This is a genomic window from Caulobacter sp. AVps18, assembly GCF_058681425.1.
The window spans coordinates 1,264,106-1,278,626 of sequence record NZ_CM178737.1; the positions used below are offsets into that span (position 1 = coordinate 1,264,106).

Sequence of the window (14,521 nt, forward strand, 5' to 3'; positions counted from 1 at the left end):
TTGAAGTCCATGACCATCGCCGATCTTCTGGATCCCGCAGCGGTGACGCTTCGCGTCAGTGCGCCGGGCAAGCGCCAGGTTCTGAGCGTTATCGCCGACGTCGCCGCCCGCGTGCTGGGCGTCGACGCCGATGCGGTTCTGGACGGTCTTATGGAGCGCGAAGCGGCCGGCTCCACTGGAGTCGGCCACGGCGTGGCTATCCCCCACGCCCGGATTGACGGTATCGAGCGGGTGCGGGCCATTTTCGTGCGGCTGGAGACGCCGGTCGCCTTCGGATCGGTCGATGACAAGCCTGTCGATCTGCTGGTGGCCCTGCTGGCCCCGCGCGACGCCAGCGCCCAGCATCTGCGGGCCCTGGCGCGTGTGTCGCGGATGATGCGTCAGCCCGAGCTTCGCGAGCAGTTGCGCCAGGCCCGCTCGGCCGATGCGGTCAACGTGCTGCTGGCCCACGAAGTGACCAGCTCGGCCGCTTGAGGCCTTCAGGGCGGCGGAGGCCGCCCTGTTTCTGAATCAGTGAACGGAGACCGGCGCCAGCTCGTGGGCGATGGCGGCGGCAATGGCGGTGTCGCGGTCGACCATCACGGCCAGACGGGCGCCGTCAGCGCGGCATACCGCATACAGGGTCTGCTCGGGGCGCAGGTCGAACTCGATCACGTCCGAAGGCGCGTCCGCGAGAATTTCCTCGGCCTTGATCGGACGGACATAGACCAGGTCAGGCCCGCCGAGGGCCGCGAAGGCCTCTGCCGTGAAGGTCGGGGTACGGGGGTTGGGTGTCATGTTGAGCACCTCCTTCTTGAACAGGGAACGCGCCGGATGCGGCCCGGTTCAGCGAATCTACGGTCGCCGGGGCCTCAAGGACGCGATGGAAATTGTAAATGCCGCCTGGTCAGGCGATCGAGCGTATCGGAATGCGCTTGATCGACCGCTCGGGCTTTGGGCGCGCCAGATCGATGTGGAGGAGGCCATGCTCCAGCGTCGCGGTGCTGACCTCGATGCCCTCAGCTAGCACAAAGGTGCGAACGAAGCCCCGCGCCGCGATGCCGCGGTGAAGAAAGGCGCGATCAGTTTCTGACCGGGTTTCAGGTTCCCGCTTTCCCGCAACCACCAGCTGGCCGCCCTCGACCGTCACCTGCAGCTGGTCGGGCGAAAAGCCGGCCACCGCCAGGGTGATCCGAACCCCGCCCTCTTCGCCCTGTTCGACATTGTAGGGCGGATAGCCTTCGGACGCGGCCTTTGCCGCACGCTCGATCAGGTCTCGTGTGTGTTCGAAGCCCAGCAGGAAGGGGCTATCGAACAGTAGGGTTCGGGTCATCGCGAAGTCCTTCGCAAAAGCGACTTCGTTCGCGCCATCAGCCCCTGCAACGGCAACCAATGGAGCAACGCGAGGCTTAGGTGGAGATTTTGGCGGGGTCTTCAAGGGCTAAGGCCATGTTCGTCGAGCAGGCATCCGCCCAGAATGTCACAGCGCCATGTTACAACCGGCTCGACTTGGTTGCCGACCTCGCGGTAAGGCGGACGGCAGAGGTTTCAGAGGGCTTGGGCTTGGCGACTTATCCGGTAATCATGTGTGGCGGCTCGGGCACGCGCCTTTGGCCCGCCTCTCGTCCGTCCAGGCCCAAGCAATTCATTCCGCTGCTCGGACCGCTTTCCAGTTTCCAGCAAACCATTCTGCGCCTGACGGGCGTCGAGAACGCCAGCCAACCCGTGATCGTCGCCGGCCAGATTCACGCCGCCGCCATCCGGGCGCAGTTGGCCGCCTTGGGCGTCGAGGCGACCCTGTTGCTGGAGCCCGAGGCCCGCGACTCCGCACCGGCCATGGCCGCCGCCGCGGCCTGGGTCGCTGACCAGGACCCCGAAGGCGTCATGGTGGTCTGCGCCTCGGATCATCACGTGCCGGACGCCGAAGCTTTCCGCGCTGCCGTCAATGTCGCCGCCCGCGCCGCCGCGGATGACGGACTGATCGTCACCCTGGGCGTTCGCCCCAGCGCCCCGTCCAGCGCCTACGGCTATATCCAGCCCGGCGAAGGGGTCCAAGCCGTCAAGCCTGTCGCCGCCTTTGTCGAAAAGCCCGGCGAGGCCCTGGCCAAGACCTATGTCGAGGCCGGCTATCTCTGGAACAGCGGGAACTTCGTGGTTTCGGCCAAGACCCTGCTGGCGGAACTGGACGCCTTTGCGCCCGCCGTATCCGACGCCGCGCGCCTTGCCGTCAGCCAGGCGGCCCCCAAGGGCGGTGGCCTGCTGATGGGTCCGGGCTTCTCGGGCGCTACCAAGATTTCAATCGACTATGCCGTGATGGAAAAGACCGGGCGGGCCGCCGTGCTGCCGGTCGATTTCGAATGGTCGGACCTTGGTGCGTGGGATGCCATCCAGGCCGCCGCCGCCAGCGCCGAGGGCGACGCTTCCGGCAACGCCGTCAGTCCGGGCGTCATCGTCCAGGGCGCGAGCAACTGCCTGGTGCGCAACAACGGGTCCAGCCAGGTGGTGGCCCTGATCGGGGTTTCCGACCTTGCCGTCGTCATCGAGAACGACGCCATCCTGGTCTGCGGCCTGCAGGCCGCTCAGGACGTCAAGGGCGCAGTCGATCAGCTGAAGGCCCTGCGCCACGGCGCTGTTGATATCGCTTCGGCCGGGGATCTTAGAGCCCTCGCCGATCGTCTTACCAACTGGATGATGACCCAGGCCCTGCCGGTGTGGTGGACGCTGGGCGCCGACCATGGCGACGGCGGTTTCGTCGAAGCCATCGGACAGGACGGCGCGCCGCTGTCCATCCCGCGGCGTGGCCGGCTGAACGGCCGTCAGGCCTATTCCTTCGCGACGGCGGGTCGGCTGGGCTGGGCTGGACCCTGGCGTCAGGCGGCCCTGCACGGGCTGGACGCGGCCCGTGCGCGGTACAAGCGCCCCGATGGCCAGTTCCGCACCCTGGTGGGCGCTGACGGGGCTGTGCTGGACGACGCTGCGTTCCTCTATGACCAGGCCTTCTTCCTGCTGGGCACGGCGTCGCTGCAAGCCGCGACCGGCGGTGAGATCGCGCTTGAGGCTGAGGCTCTCGCCCTACTGGACCTGATCGAGACCCGCCGGGGTCCGGCCGGCGGCTTCATCGAGACCGGCGACGACCCCAATCTGTCAAACCCGCTGATGCACCTGTTCGAGGCCGCCCTGGCCTGGGGCGAGACGGGCGCCAGCCCGCGCTGGGCCGGGATTGCCGACGAGATCGCCGAACTGGCCCTCAACAAGATGATCGACAGCGGCAGCGGCGCGATCCGTGAATATTTCGATCCGGCCTGGGCTCCTGCGCCGGGTGACGCTGGCCGTCGCATTGAGCCGGGTCATCAGTTCGAATGGGCTTGGCTACTGACCCGCTGGGGTCTGGCGCGCCAGAACGAAACGGCCCTGGTCGCCGCCCGCCGCATGTATGCTGCGGGCCGACGTGGCGTGGATCTGTCGCGCGGCGTGGCCATCGACGCCCAGTTCGACGATTTCTCGGTTCTGAGCCAGCAAGCGCGCCTGTGGCCGCAGACCGAATGGCTGAAGGCGTCGCTGATTCTGGCCGATACGGCGGGCGAGGCCGACCGTGGCGACTATCTGTCCGACGCCCGCTCGGCGGCTATCGCCCTGTCGCGCTATCTGGACACGCCGACGCCGGGCCTGTGGCGCGACAAGCTGACCCCAGAGGGCCAGTTTATCGACGAGGCCGCTCCGGCCAGTTCGCTTTACCACCTGGTGGCGGCGATCCAGGAGTTGCAGCGCGCCCGTACCTGACGGCGCGCGAGGCTCTTTCAGCGACGGTGACGAATGGCATCCGCGCCCCCTTCGACGGGGCGCGGACCGGCCTGCCCATGCATGGCGTGGCTTGACGCGTGTCTGGCTGAATATCTGGGGGGAGGGCAGACATGGAAACGGCCGCTCCCTTTAGGGAAGCGGCCGTCTTGGTGGAGCTTAGCGGAGTCGAACCGCTGACCTCTTGCATGCCATGCAAGCGCTCTACCAGCTGAGCTAAAGCCCCAGGTCCTTGGTTTCCCAAGAGAACCTTGGTGTTTCTCGTCGTCTCCGAACGGGTCGGCTCCGGCGAGGCGCGATGTCTATGCCGGGAGGATTTTTGGATCAACCCTCCCGGCGAACTTTTTTCGAAGAATTTTCCGAACGTCGTTCTGGGTCTTAGCGATCGTCGTCGTCAGCGCCCGGAAGGCCTTCGATTTCGTCGTCGAGAACGTCTTCATCCTCGTCTTCGAGGAAGGGCACGTCATCGGCTTCGTCTTCGGTCAGGTCTTCGTCCTCGGCGAAATCAACGCCCAGGTCATCACCGCCCGCAGGGGTCGGCGCGCCGGGATCGGAGTCTTCGTCGTCGGCCTCGATGACGTCCGGCTCGACCTTGTCGATTTCCGGGGTCTCATCGACCTCGTCCTCGAAGCCGTCCTGTTCCTCCTTGACGGCGGTGACGGGTTTTTCGTCCTCGGCGTCATAGTCGGGAGTCACGGCCCGGGCGCGGACGCGGCGCGATTTCAGCGCCTCTTCCGGGTCGAACGACTCGCCGCACTTGGGGCATAGAGCCGGGCGACGGCCCAGGTCATAGAATTTCGATTGGCAGTTGGGGCAAATTTGTTTTGCACCCAGTTCGGGATTGGCCAAGAGGCGACCCTTCGATCCAGATGGGAAAAGCGGCCGGTCACTTGCCATGGCCAAGGGCCGCTGTCAAAAGCAATCCCCTTCGCGAACCCCACCATGAATACGGAGCCGGTTACGGCATGACGGCGGCTGGACTGAAAAGCGGACCCAGCGGAGCCCTTCGCGGGACCGTGAGGGCGCCGGGCGACAAGTCGATTTCCCATCGCTCGATGATCCTGGGCGCCCTGGCGACCGGGACGACGACGGTCGAGGGGCTACTCGAGGGCGACGACGTTCTGGCCACGGCCCGGGCCATGCAGGCCTTCGGCGCGCGTATCGAGCAGGAGGGTGGCGGTCGCTGGCGCATCGAAGGCAACGGCGGTTTCTCCGAGCCGTCGGACGTCATCGACTGCGGCAATGCCGGCACGGGCGTGCGTCTGATCATGGGCGCGGCGGCCGGATTTGCCCTTTGCGCCACCTTCACCGGCGACGCCTCGCTGCGCGGTCGGCCGATGGGCCGGGTGCTGGATCCTCTGGCCCGCATGGGCGCAACCTGGCTGGGTCGCGACAAGGGGCGGCTGCCGCTGACCCTCAAGGGCGGCAACCTGCGCGGCATGAGCTACCGTCTGCCCATGGCCTCGGCCCAGGTGAAATCAGCCGTGCTGCTGGCCGGCCTGCATGCCGAGGGCGGCGTCGAGGTGATCGAGCCGGAAGCCACCCGCGACCATACCGAGCGCATGCTGCGCGGCTTCGGCGCCGAAGTGATCGTCGAGGACCAGGACGGCGTACGCCACATCCGTCTGCCCGAGGGCCAGAAGCTGAGTGGAACCCATGTGGCGGTGCCCGGTGATCCGTCTTCGGCGGCCTTTCCGCTGGTGGCCGGGCTGATCGTGCCGGGCTCGGACGTCACGGTCGAGGGCGTGATGCTCAATGAACTGCGCACCGGCCTGTTCACGACCCTGCAGGAGATGGGCGCCGATCTGGTGATCTCGAACGTCCGCATGGCCAGCGGCGAGGAGGTCGGCGACATCACCGCCCGCTATTCGCAGCTCAAGGGCGTCGTGGTGCCGCCGGAACGCGCGCCCTCGATGATTGATGAGTATCCCATCCTGGCCATCGCGGCGGCCTTCGCCGACGGCGAGACGGTGATGCGTGGCGTGGGCGAGATGCGGGTCAAGGAAAGCGACCGCATCAGCCTGACCGCCAACGGCCTGATCGCGTGCGGTGTCCAGGTGGTCGAAGAACCAGAGGGTTTCATCGTCACCGGAACGGGCCAGGCCCCGCGCGGCGGCGGCACGGTGACCACCCACGGCGATCACCGCATCGCCATGAGCCACCTGATCCTCGGCATGGCCGCCCAGCAGGGCGTGGCTGTCGACGAGCCGGGCATGATCGCCACGAGTTTCCCCGGCTTTGCCGACCTGATGCGTGGCCTCGGCGCCGATCTGTCGGAAGCCTAGGCCGTGCCGTTCGTGATCGCCGTCGACGGTCCGGCCGCCTCGGGCAAGGGTACGGTCGCCAGCCGGCTGGCGTCGCTCTACGGCTACGCCATGCTGGACACCGGCCTGCTGTATCGCGCCGTCGGGGTGCGCCTGCTGACGGCCGGCGGTGATCTGGACGACCCGGTCGCCGCCGAGGCTGCAGCCAGGGGCCTGGATCTGGCCGAGCTGGAAAGCGCCCAGGTGCGCACCCGCGTCGCCGGTGAGGCCGCCAGCCGGGTGGCGGTGCATCCCGGCGTGCGCGCCGCCCTGTTCACGCTGCAGCGGGACTTCACGATGCGCGAGCCCGGCAGCGTGATCGACGGCCGCGACATCGGCACCGTCATCGCCCCAGAGGCACCGGCCAAGCTCTACGTCACCGCCAGCCCCGAAATCCGCGCCGAGCGCCGCTGGAAACAACTGTCGGGACAGGGCGAAAGCGTAGCCTTCGAAGACGTGCTGGCCGACATCCGCAGGCGCGACGAACGCGACGGCGGCCGGGCCAGCGCGCCCATGACCCAGGCGCACGACGCCGTCTTGCTCGATACGTCGGAAATGACTATAGAGCAGGCCTTCGATGCGGCCCGCCGCATTGTCGAGACGGCGCGCGCCCGGTCGGGAAACCTCCCGGGCTAATCCAACCGCCCGCCTCGCCGCCGCTTAGGAAGCTGCGGATCGCATCAAAAATCACCCAACCCGGAATCCCCAGAACCGTCATCCGACGGCCTTCACCAATGGGGCCTCCCTCAACACGAGACTAAACATCAGCATGGCTGACGATATGAGCTTCAACCCGACGCGCGACGATTTCGAAGCGCTGCTGAACGATTCCATGGGCGGCCGCGACTTTGCCGAAGGCACCGTCGTCAAGGGCATCGTTGTCGGGATTGAAAAGGACTTCGCGATCATCGACGTCGGTCTGAAGACCGAAGGTCGCGTTCCCCAGAAGGAATTCGGCGTTGATGACGCCGGCAAGCCCACCATCAAGGTCGGCGACCACGTCGAAGTCTTCCTGGAGCGCCTCGAAAACGCCCTGGGCGAAGCGGTCATCAGCCGCGAAAAGGCCAAGCGCGAAGAAGCCTGGACCCGTCTGGAAGGCGTTTACGCCCAGAACGTTCCGGTGCTCGGCGCCATCGTCGGTCGCGTCAAGGGCGGCTTCACCGTCGACCTGGGCGGCGCCTCGGCGTTCCTGCCCGGTTCGCAGGTCGACATCCGCCCCGTGCGCGACGTCGGCCCGCTCATGGGCAAGGAACAGCCCTTCGCCATCCTCAAGATGGACCGTCCGCGCGGCAACATCGTCGTCTCGCGTCGCGCCATCCTGGAAGAAGCCCGCGCCGAGCAGCGCACCGAACTGGTGTCGCAGCTGCAAGAGGGTGAAATCCGCGAAGGCGTCGTCAAGAACATCACCGACTATGGTGCGTTCGTTGACCTGGGCGGCATCGATGGCCTGCTGCACGTCACCGACATGAGCTGGAAGCGCGTCAACCACCCGTCGCAAGTCCTGGCCGTTGGCGACACCGTCAAGGTCCAGATCGTCAAGATCAACCCGGACACCCAGCGCATCAGCCTCGGCATGAAGCAGCTGCAGTCGGATCCGTGGGATGGTGTCGAAGCCAAGTACCCGGTCGGCGCCAAGTTCACGGGCCGCATCACCAACATCACCGACTATGGCGCGTTTGTTGAGCTGGAAGCCGGCGTTGAAGGCCTGGTCCACGTCTCGGAAATGTCCTGGACCAAGAAGAACGTCCACCCCGGCAAGATCGTCTCGACCTCGCAAGAAGTCGACGTGGTCGTGCTGGACGTCGATCCGTCCAAGCGTCGCGTGTCGCTGGGCCTGAAGCAGGCTCTGGCCAACCCGTGGGATTCGTTCCTCGAAACCCACCCGGTCGGCTCGACCGTCGAAGGCGAAGTCAAGAACGCGACCGAGTTTGGTCTGTTCATCGGCCTCGACAACGACATCGACGGCATGGTGCACCTGTCGGACATCGACTGGAGCGCGTCGGGCGAAGAAGCCATGGCTCGCTACAAGAAGGGCGACATGGTCAAGGCGAAGGTTCTCGACGTTGACGTCGAGAAGGAACGCATCTCGCTGGGCATCAAGCAGCTGGGCGGCGATCCGATGTCGGGCGACACCTATCGCAAGGGTCAGACCGTCACCGTGACCGTGACCGAAGTGACCACCGGCGGCATCGAAGTTCGCTTCGGTGAAGACGACGCCCTGATGACCGCCTTCATCCGCAAGTCGGACCTGTCGCGCGATCGTCAAGAGCAACGTCCGGAACGCTTCGCCGTCAACGACCGCATCGACGCCCAGATCACCAACATCGACAAGGCGGCTCGCCGCGTTTCGATGTCGATCAAGTCGCTGGAAATGGCCGAAGAGAAGGAAGCCATCGAGCAGTTCGGCTCGTCGGACTCCGGCGCTTCGCTGGGCGACATTCTGGGTGCCGCCCTGCGCGAGCGGGCCACCCCGAAGGAATAGTCTTCGCTCTCACTTGAGAGATTGAAGTCAGCGGCGGCCGGGGAAACCCGGCCGCCGTTTTCTTTTTCGGTTGAACGCTTTGCTGACGTCCTTAGGTTGTGACGCCTGGGTTCGGCGTTGGGGGGTGCGTGGTGTTCAAGACTTTGGCGGCTCTCGTCGCGATCCCGGTGATGGCGCTAGCCCTGGCCGCTCCCATCGCCGCCCGGGCCGACGAAAAGCCCCGTTACGCACCGCCGGCCAAGTGGGTGCAGGTCGCCGAGATTCCGGTCGTCCCCGATGATCCGCAGGCCCCGGCCATCCAGGCCTTGCTCGACGACAACCAGTCGCTGCACGAGGCCGACGGCTCGGCCAACTACAATCGCCGCGTGGCTCGGGTGGTGAAGACCGAGGGCCTGGCCAACGCCGGCTCGCGCACCCTGACCTGGGACCCCCTTCGCGAGCGGGTCACGATCCACGCCTTGGCGATCGTTCGAAGCGGTCAACGCATCGATGTGCTGCAGGGCGGCAAGGACGTGCTGGTCCTGCGCCGCGAGAAGAACATGGAACGGGCCATGCTGGACGGGCGCATGAGCGCCAGCATCCAGATCAAGGACCTGCAGGTTGGCGACCTGATCGACTGGTCCTACACCCAGGAACGCCGCGACCCGGTGGTCGGCGGCCGCACCAGCGATTTCGAGCGCATGGGCTGGGCGGGCAAGATCGGCCGCTATCGCTCGCGCCTGCTGTGGGACGAGAACGTGCCCCTGGCCTGGAAGGCCTCGACGGGCTTTCCCGAGCCGAAGATCAGCAAGAGCGGCAAGATCAACGAACTGCTGGTCGACGTCTCGGGCGTATCGACGCCCAAGCCGCCGGTCGGCGCCCCGGTCCGCTTCCAGCGCCTGGGCGAGCTGCAGGCCACCACCTATCGCGGCTGGGACGACGTCTCGGCGCGCATGGCGCCGCTCTATGCCAAGGGCGCGACCCTGGCCCCCGACTCGCCGATCCGCGCCGAGGCCGCCGCGATCGCCGCCGCCTCGACCGATCCCAAGGTCCGGGCGTTCGCGGCCCTGCGGCTGGTCGAGGACAAGACCCGTTACCTGTTCCTGGGCATGGGCGACGGCGGCTACAAGCCCGCTCCGGCCGACGAGACCTGGTCGCGGCGTTTCGGCGACTGCAAGGGCAAGACGGTCCTGCTGCTGGCCCTGTTGCGGGAGCTGGGCATCGAGGCCGAGCCGGTCCTGGTGATGGCCGGCCCCGGTGCCGACGGCCTGGATCAGCGCGTGCCGGCCGCCGCCCAGTTCAACCACGTGCTGGTCCGCGCCCGCATCGCCGGCAAGGCCTATTGGCTGGACGGCACCCGCAGCGGCGATAAGGGCGTTCTGGATGATCTCGAGCCGCCGCCCTTCCGCTGGGGCCTGCCGGTCCGCGAGACCGGCGCGACGCTGGAGCCGATCGTTCAGGAGCCGCTGGCCAAGGCCAATCGCGAAATGACCCTGCGACTGGACGCTTCGGCCGGCCTCGACAAGCCTGCCGCCGCTACCCTGACCTTGCTGATGCGCAAAGACTCGGCGCGAAGCCTGGCGCGGTCGATCGAGAGCACGCCCAAGGCGGACCTGGAACGTAGTCTCAAGCAGAGCCTGTCCAGCTCGATGAGCTGGATCAATTTCGACCGCATCGACTGGAAGGTCGCCGCGGACGGCGATGTCACGGTCACGCTCGAAGGTCAGGCTGATCTGGACTGGCGGATGAACGACGACCTGGGCGTTCGCGAGTTTCGCTTGCCCGGTTCGGGCGACGGCAAGGTCACGACCTTCCCGCGACGGGAGCCCGGCCCCAACAGCGACGCGCCCTTCGTCATCAATTTTCCAAGCTTCACCCACACCATCACCGAGGTCGTGCTGCCCGCCAAGGGCGCGGGATATGTCGTGAAGGGACCAAATCTGGAGTCGATGATCGCCGGAGCGCAAGTTCGCCATTCGAGCGGAATCGTCGATGGCGTGGCGCGGTTCGACCGCAGTACGCGCAGCATGGCGCAAGAAATTCCCTTTTCTGACGCTGAAGAGGCAAACAAGACCCTTAGACGGTTAGCGGGCGAGGCTCAGATCGTGCGCGCGCCAAAAGGGGTCTGAAATTGAATCGCAATCGGCCTCTTGAAGACTCAAGCCTCGTTGGGCAAAGGTCCGATCGCGCCAGTTCCTCCCACGGCGCCGGGGATATCGATGATCAAGTCTGAACTCATCGCCAGGCTCGCGAATGAAAATCCGCACCTGACGCAGAAGGACGTCGAGCGCGTGGTCAGTGTCATCCTGGAGCGCATGATCGGCGCCCTCGAAGATGGCGGTCGCGTCGAGCTCCGGGGCTTCGGTGCCCTGTCAGTGCGCTCACGCCCGGCGCGCTCAGGCCGCAATCCGCGCACCGGCGAAACCGTCGATGTTCGCGCCAAGCACGTGCCGTTTTTCAAGAGCGGCAAGGAACTGCGCGCCCGCCTCAACGCCGACGAGTAAGCGTAGCCGGTCTTGACCGGCACAGGCGAACGCCTTCACCTCTGCGCCGTCAGTCCTGGCGCCGAGGAGCCCCATTATGAGCATTATCAAGGAATTTCGCGAGTTCATCGCGCGCGGCAATGTGATCGACCTCGCCGTGGGCGTGATCATCGGCGCGGCCTTCAACGGCATCGTCAAGAGCCTGGTCGACCAGGTGATCATGCCCCCCATCGGCCTGCTGACCGGCGGGCTCGACTTTTCCAAGCTGGAATGGGTGCTCAAGCCCGAAAATCCCGCCACCGAGGCGGTTGAAAAGGTGGCCATCCAGTACGGCGCCTTCATCAACACCCTGATCCAGTTCGTGATCGTGGCGGCGGTGGTGTTCCTTCTGGTCAAGGTGGTCAACGGCATTCGCCGCGCCGATGCCGCCGAACCCGCGCCCGAGGCCCCGGCGGCTCCGACGCCGCAGGAAACCCTGTTGACCGAGATCCGCGACCTGCTGGCCGCAGCGCCCAAGGCTGCTGCGAAGACTCCGGCGAAGCCGAAGCCCGAGGCCTGAAGCTGAAACTCTTCCTCCCGGCTGAGCGTGAAGCGCGCCGAGCCGGGAGGAAAAGATTGACGTTTTATTCCCCCGTCAGGGTCGGGCTGTCGAGGTCCAGCTTGGCGGCGGGGATCACCGATACGCCCGGCAGGACCTTGGCCAGGGCTTCGCCCATCGCCTTGGCGTCACCGGCCACGATAACGCTGGCCTGGGTCGGGTCCAGATAGGTCTTGGCGAAGGTCTGGACGTCTGCGGCGCTGACCGCCTCGACCTTGGACGCATAGCTCTGGATCTCGGTCAGCGGCACGCCATAGATCGCCAGATTGCCCAGCACGTCTGCCAGGCCGCTGGAGGTGCCCAGGTCGCGGCCAAAGCCGCCGACCAGCACCGACTTTCGGGCCGTCAGTTCGGCGGCTGAGGCAGGCTCGGCCGCCAGGCGGGTCAGTTCAGAGCGCAAAAGGCTGATCACCTCGGCGGCCGACGGGTTCTTGGTCTGCACCCGGGCCGAGAAGCCACCGAAGGCGCCCTGCGGGGTCAGGCTGGAGCTCGCACCATAGGACAGGCCGCGCTTGATGCGGATTTCCTGGTTCAGGCGCGAAGAATAGCCCACGCCCAGCACGGCATTGGTCACCAGGCCCGAATAGTAGCTGGGATCGGCGCGGGTGATGGCCGGCTTGGCCAGGGTCACGGCCGCCTGGCCCGTGCCCGGCAGGTCGATGACCACATTGCGGGGCTTGTAGTCCTTGGGCGCGGCGGTTGCGGCCGGCGGCGGCGTTGCGGGTTTCTTCCAGCCGCCAAAGGCGCTTTGCGCGAGGGCAAAGCCCGCCTCTGGCGTCAGGTTTCCGGTCAGGACCAGAACGGCATTGTCGGGACGCCAGGCGGCGGCGTGCAGCTTGACCAGGTCCTCGCGCTTGATCTTGGTCAAGGAGCCGGGGGTGCCGCCGGCCACATGGCCATAGGCTGAGCCGGCATAGAGCACCGGGGCGGTGGCATAGGCCGCCAGGCTGCCCGGACGCTGATAGGCCACCGACAGTCCATCCAGGGTCTCGGCCCGCACACGGTCCAGTTCCTCGGTCTTGAAAGCAGGGTTCTGGGCCACGTCGGCCATGATGGCCATGGCGGGTGCCGCCTTGTCAGCGGTGACGTTCAGGGTCAGGGAGGAGGCCTCCCAGCCCGAACCGGCCGCCAGATTGGCGCCCAGGGCTTCGGTCTGGCGGGCGATGTCGACGGCGCCGCGGGTCTTGGTACCCTCTGTCAGAAGGTCGGCGGTCAGGCTGGAGGTCCCGGCCAGGCCGGCTGGATCGGAACTGGCGCCGCCACGCACGGTCAGGTCGGCGGTGATCAGCGGCAGGTCGCTGGAGCGGGCGACGATCACCCGCAGGCCGTTGGCCAGGGTCTTTTCCACCGGCGAGGGCATGACGGCGGCGACGGGGGCTGCGATCGCCGGAATCGGCTGACGCTCGCCTTCAGGGGCCAGCGTGACGACCACGCCGTCGAACTTCACCGAGGCCACCTTGGGCGGCAGGGGGGTGTTGTCCTTCTCGCCGGCCGGACGAGCGCTTTCGGGCAGGTAGCGGATGGCGGTCCGGCGATTGTCGGCCAGCCATTTTTTCGCAACGCGCTGCACGTCGGCGGCGGTCACTGCCTGAAGCTCCGCCAGGTTGGTGTTGGCGCGGGCCGCGTCGCCGTCGGTCAGCAGGGCATAGCCGATGGCGAAGGCGCGACCATCGATCTCTTCACGGCGGCGCACGGCGTCGGCCAGCAGGCCGGTCTTGGCCTCGGCCAGCTCGGCCTGGGTCGGCGGGGCGTCGCGCAGGCGCGCCACCTGGGCCAGCAGGGCCGCTTCGCCCTGCTCAACCGTCTTGCCGCCCGCCATCACGGCACCGACATAGAAGAGGCCCGGCTGGGCGTTGGTGGGGCCCGACGAGAAGGTCGATTGGGCGATCTTCTGCTCATAGACCAGGCTGTCATACAGGCGCGAAGACTTGCCGGCCGTCAGGATGGCGTCCAGCACGGTCAGGGCCGGGGCGTCCTTGTCGGACGCGGCCGGGGCCAGCCAGGTGATCGCCAGGGCCGGCAGCGGCACATTGGGGCCATAGGTGTTGACGGTCTTTGGTCCGGTGCGCGGCGGTTCGACCACCGTGACCTTGGGCAGGGGCGTCGCGGGAGCTTTCAGCGGGCCGAAGTATTTGTCGGTCAGGGCCGCCAGCTGGGCCTCGTCGAAATTGCCGGCCACGATCAGGGCGGCGTTGTCGGGCCGATAATAGGTGGCATGGAAGGCGCGCACGTCGTCGACCGTGGCGGCGTCCAGCTCTTCGATCGAACCGATGCCCGGGCGCTTGTAGGGATGGGTCGTGAACGACTGCTGCGGCACATAGAGGCCGAAAAAGCGGCCATAGGGGTCGGCCAGGATCCGCTGGCGAAGCTCTTCCTTGACCACGTCGCGTTCGGAATTGAAGGCCGCCTCGTCAATGACCAGCGAGCCCATGCGATCGGCCTCAGCCCAGATCAGGCGCTCCAGATGGTTGGCCGGGACCACCTCGAAATAGTTGGTGAAGTCGTCATAGGTGGAGGCGTTGTTGAAGCCGCCCACATCCTCGGTCAGCCGGTCCAGCGTCTCGTTGGGCATGTTGCGCGTGGCCTTGAACATCATGTGTTCGAACAGGTGCGCAAAGCCCGAGCGGCCCTCGGGGTCGTCCTTGGAGCCGACGCCGTACCAGACCTGGACCGAGACGTTGGGCGTGGTGGTGTCGCGGGCTGTGAACACCTTCAGGCCATTGGCCAGAATGCGTTCCTTGTAGACGATCGGCGGGACCGCCACCGACGCGCCGGCAGCGGGTGCCGCGAAGGCCATGGGCGAGAGAGCGGTGGTCGAGAGGGCCAGCGCCACAAGGGCAGCCTTGGCGGCGGGACGGATCATGCGGAAAGCTCCAGGCAACGCGATGGCCGCGACCCT

Annotated in this window: 12 protein-coding genes and 1 tRNA gene; 8 read left to right on the forward strand and 5 right to left on the reverse strand. The window is 66.7% G+C overall.

Features of this window, described 5'->3' with window-relative positions:
- Positions 1-9 precede the first annotated feature (9 nt).
- Positions 10-474, forward strand: coding sequence for a PTS IIA-like nitrogen regulatory protein PtsN (ptsN, locus tag ACW179_RS06065; protein ID WP_492063400.1), 465 nt, complete (start codon positions 10-12; stop codon positions 472-474).
- 36 nt (positions 475-510) lie between these two features.
- Here ptsN and ACW179_RS06070 read toward each other — a convergent pair whose 3' ends face one another.
- Together ACW179_RS06070 and ACW179_RS06075 are read right to left on the reverse strand one after the other, a co-directional pair.
- Entirely contained in the window at positions 511-777 is a 267-nt protein-coding gene (locus ACW179_RS06070; RefSeq protein WP_492063401.1) for a DUF1150 family protein, read from the reverse strand.
- A gap of 109 nt (positions 778-886) precedes the next feature.
- Positions 887-1,312, reverse strand: coding sequence for an Hsp20 family protein (locus ACW179_RS06075; protein ID WP_492063402.1), 426 nt, complete (start codon positions 1,310-1,312; stop codon positions 887-889).
- 230 nt (positions 1,313-1,542) lie between these two features.
- Between ACW179_RS06075 and ACW179_RS06080 the strand changes: the two genes are divergently transcribed.
- The gene (locus ACW179_RS06080) at positions 1,543-3,759 is read left to right on the forward strand and encodes an AGE family epimerase/isomerase (RefSeq protein WP_492063403.1); all 2,217 of its coding nucleotides are present in this window, start codon (positions 1,543-1,545) and stop codon (positions 3,757-3,759) included.
- Between the two features lie 168 nt (positions 3,760-3,927).
- Here the strand turns inward: ACW179_RS06080 and ACW179_RS06085 are convergent.
- Together ACW179_RS06085 and ACW179_RS06090 are read right to left on the reverse strand one after the other, a co-directional pair.
- A tRNA-Ala gene (locus tag ACW179_RS06085) sits at positions 3,928-4,003 on the reverse strand.
- 152 nt (positions 4,004-4,155) lie between these two features.
- Positions 4,156-4,626: a TIGR02300 family protein gene (locus ACW179_RS06090; protein ID WP_492063404.1), complete on the reverse strand. Its 471-nt coding sequence runs from the start codon at positions 4,624-4,626 to the stop codon at positions 4,156-4,158.
- Positions 4,627-4,742: 116 nt separating this feature from the next.
- On the opposite strand from ACW179_RS06090, the gene aroA reads away from it, so the two are divergent.
- From aroA to mscL, 6 genes are all read left to right on the forward strand, one after another.
- Positions 4,743-6,062, forward strand: a complete 1,320-nt coding sequence (gene aroA, locus ACW179_RS06095) for a 3-phosphoshikimate 1-carboxyvinyltransferase (RefSeq protein WP_492063405.1) — start codon at positions 4,743-4,745, stop codon at positions 6,060-6,062.
- 3 nt (positions 6,063-6,065) lie between these two features.
- Positions 6,066-6,716, forward strand: a complete 651-nt coding sequence (gene cmk / locus ACW179_RS06100) for a (d)CMP kinase (protein WP_492063406.1) — start codon at positions 6,066-6,068, stop codon at positions 6,714-6,716.
- A 133-nt stretch (positions 6,717-6,849) separates the two neighbouring features.
- Complete coding sequence (rpsA, locus tag ACW179_RS06105) at positions 6,850-8,562, forward strand: 30S ribosomal protein S1 (RefSeq protein ID WP_492063407.1); 1,713 nt, start codon at positions 6,850-6,852, stop codon at positions 8,560-8,562.
- A 131-nt stretch (positions 8,563-8,693) separates the two neighbouring features.
- Positions 8,694-10,670, forward strand: coding sequence for a DUF3857 domain-containing protein (locus ACW179_RS06110; protein WP_492063408.1), 1,977 nt, complete (start codon positions 8,694-8,696; stop codon positions 10,668-10,670).
- Between the two features lie 90 nt (positions 10,671-10,760).
- On the forward strand, positions 10,761-11,045 hold the full coding sequence (locus ACW179_RS06115) for an integration host factor subunit beta (protein WP_492063409.1): 285 nt from the start codon (positions 10,761-10,763) through the stop codon (positions 11,043-11,045).
- A 76-nt stretch (positions 11,046-11,121) separates the two neighbouring features.
- Positions 11,122-11,583 carry a large-conductance mechanosensitive channel protein MscL gene (gene mscL, locus ACW179_RS06120; protein WP_492063410.1) on the forward strand — a complete coding sequence of 154 codons (462 nt, stop codon included), beginning with the start codon at positions 11,122-11,124 and terminating at the stop codon, positions 11,581-11,583.
- A 64-nt stretch (positions 11,584-11,647) separates the two neighbouring features.
- On the opposite strand, the gene ACW179_RS06125 is transcribed toward mscL, so the two are convergent.
- Positions 11,648-14,485 (reverse strand): M16 family metallopeptidase, encoded by a 2,838-nt coding sequence (locus ACW179_RS06125; RefSeq protein WP_492063411.1) that lies wholly within the window; start codon positions 14,483-14,485, stop codon positions 11,648-11,650.
- Positions 14,486-14,521 lie beyond the last annotated feature (36 nt).

Coding starts and splice junctions, on each gene's coding strand:
- ACW179_RS06125 (WP_492063411.1), bottom strand. CDS start 14,485: ATGATCCGTCCCGCCGCCAAGGCTGCCCTTGTGGCGCTGGCCCTCTCG.
- aroA (WP_492063405.1), top strand. CDS start 4,743: ATGACGGCGGCTGGACTGAAAAGCGGACCCAGCGGAGCCCTTCGCGGG.
- rpsA (WP_492063407.1), top strand. CDS start 6,850: ATGGCTGACGATATGAGCTTCAACCCGACGCGCGACGATTTCGAAGCG.
- ACW179_RS06075 (WP_492063402.1), bottom strand. CDS start 1,312: ATGACCCGAACCCTACTGTTCGATAGCCCCTTCCTGCTGGGCTTCGAA.
- ACW179_RS06115 (WP_492063409.1), top strand. CDS start 10,761: ATGATCAAGTCTGAACTCATCGCCAGGCTCGCGAATGAAAATCCGCAC.
- ACW179_RS06070 (WP_492063401.1), bottom strand. CDS start 777: ATGACACCCAACCCCCGTACCCCGACCTTCACGGCAGAGGCCTTCGCG.
- ptsN (WP_492063400.1), top strand. CDS start 10: ATGACCATCGCCGATCTTCTGGATCCCGCAGCGGTGACGCTTCGCGTC.
- mscL (WP_492063410.1), top strand. CDS start 11,122: ATGAGCATTATCAAGGAATTTCGCGAGTTCATCGCGCGCGGCAATGTG.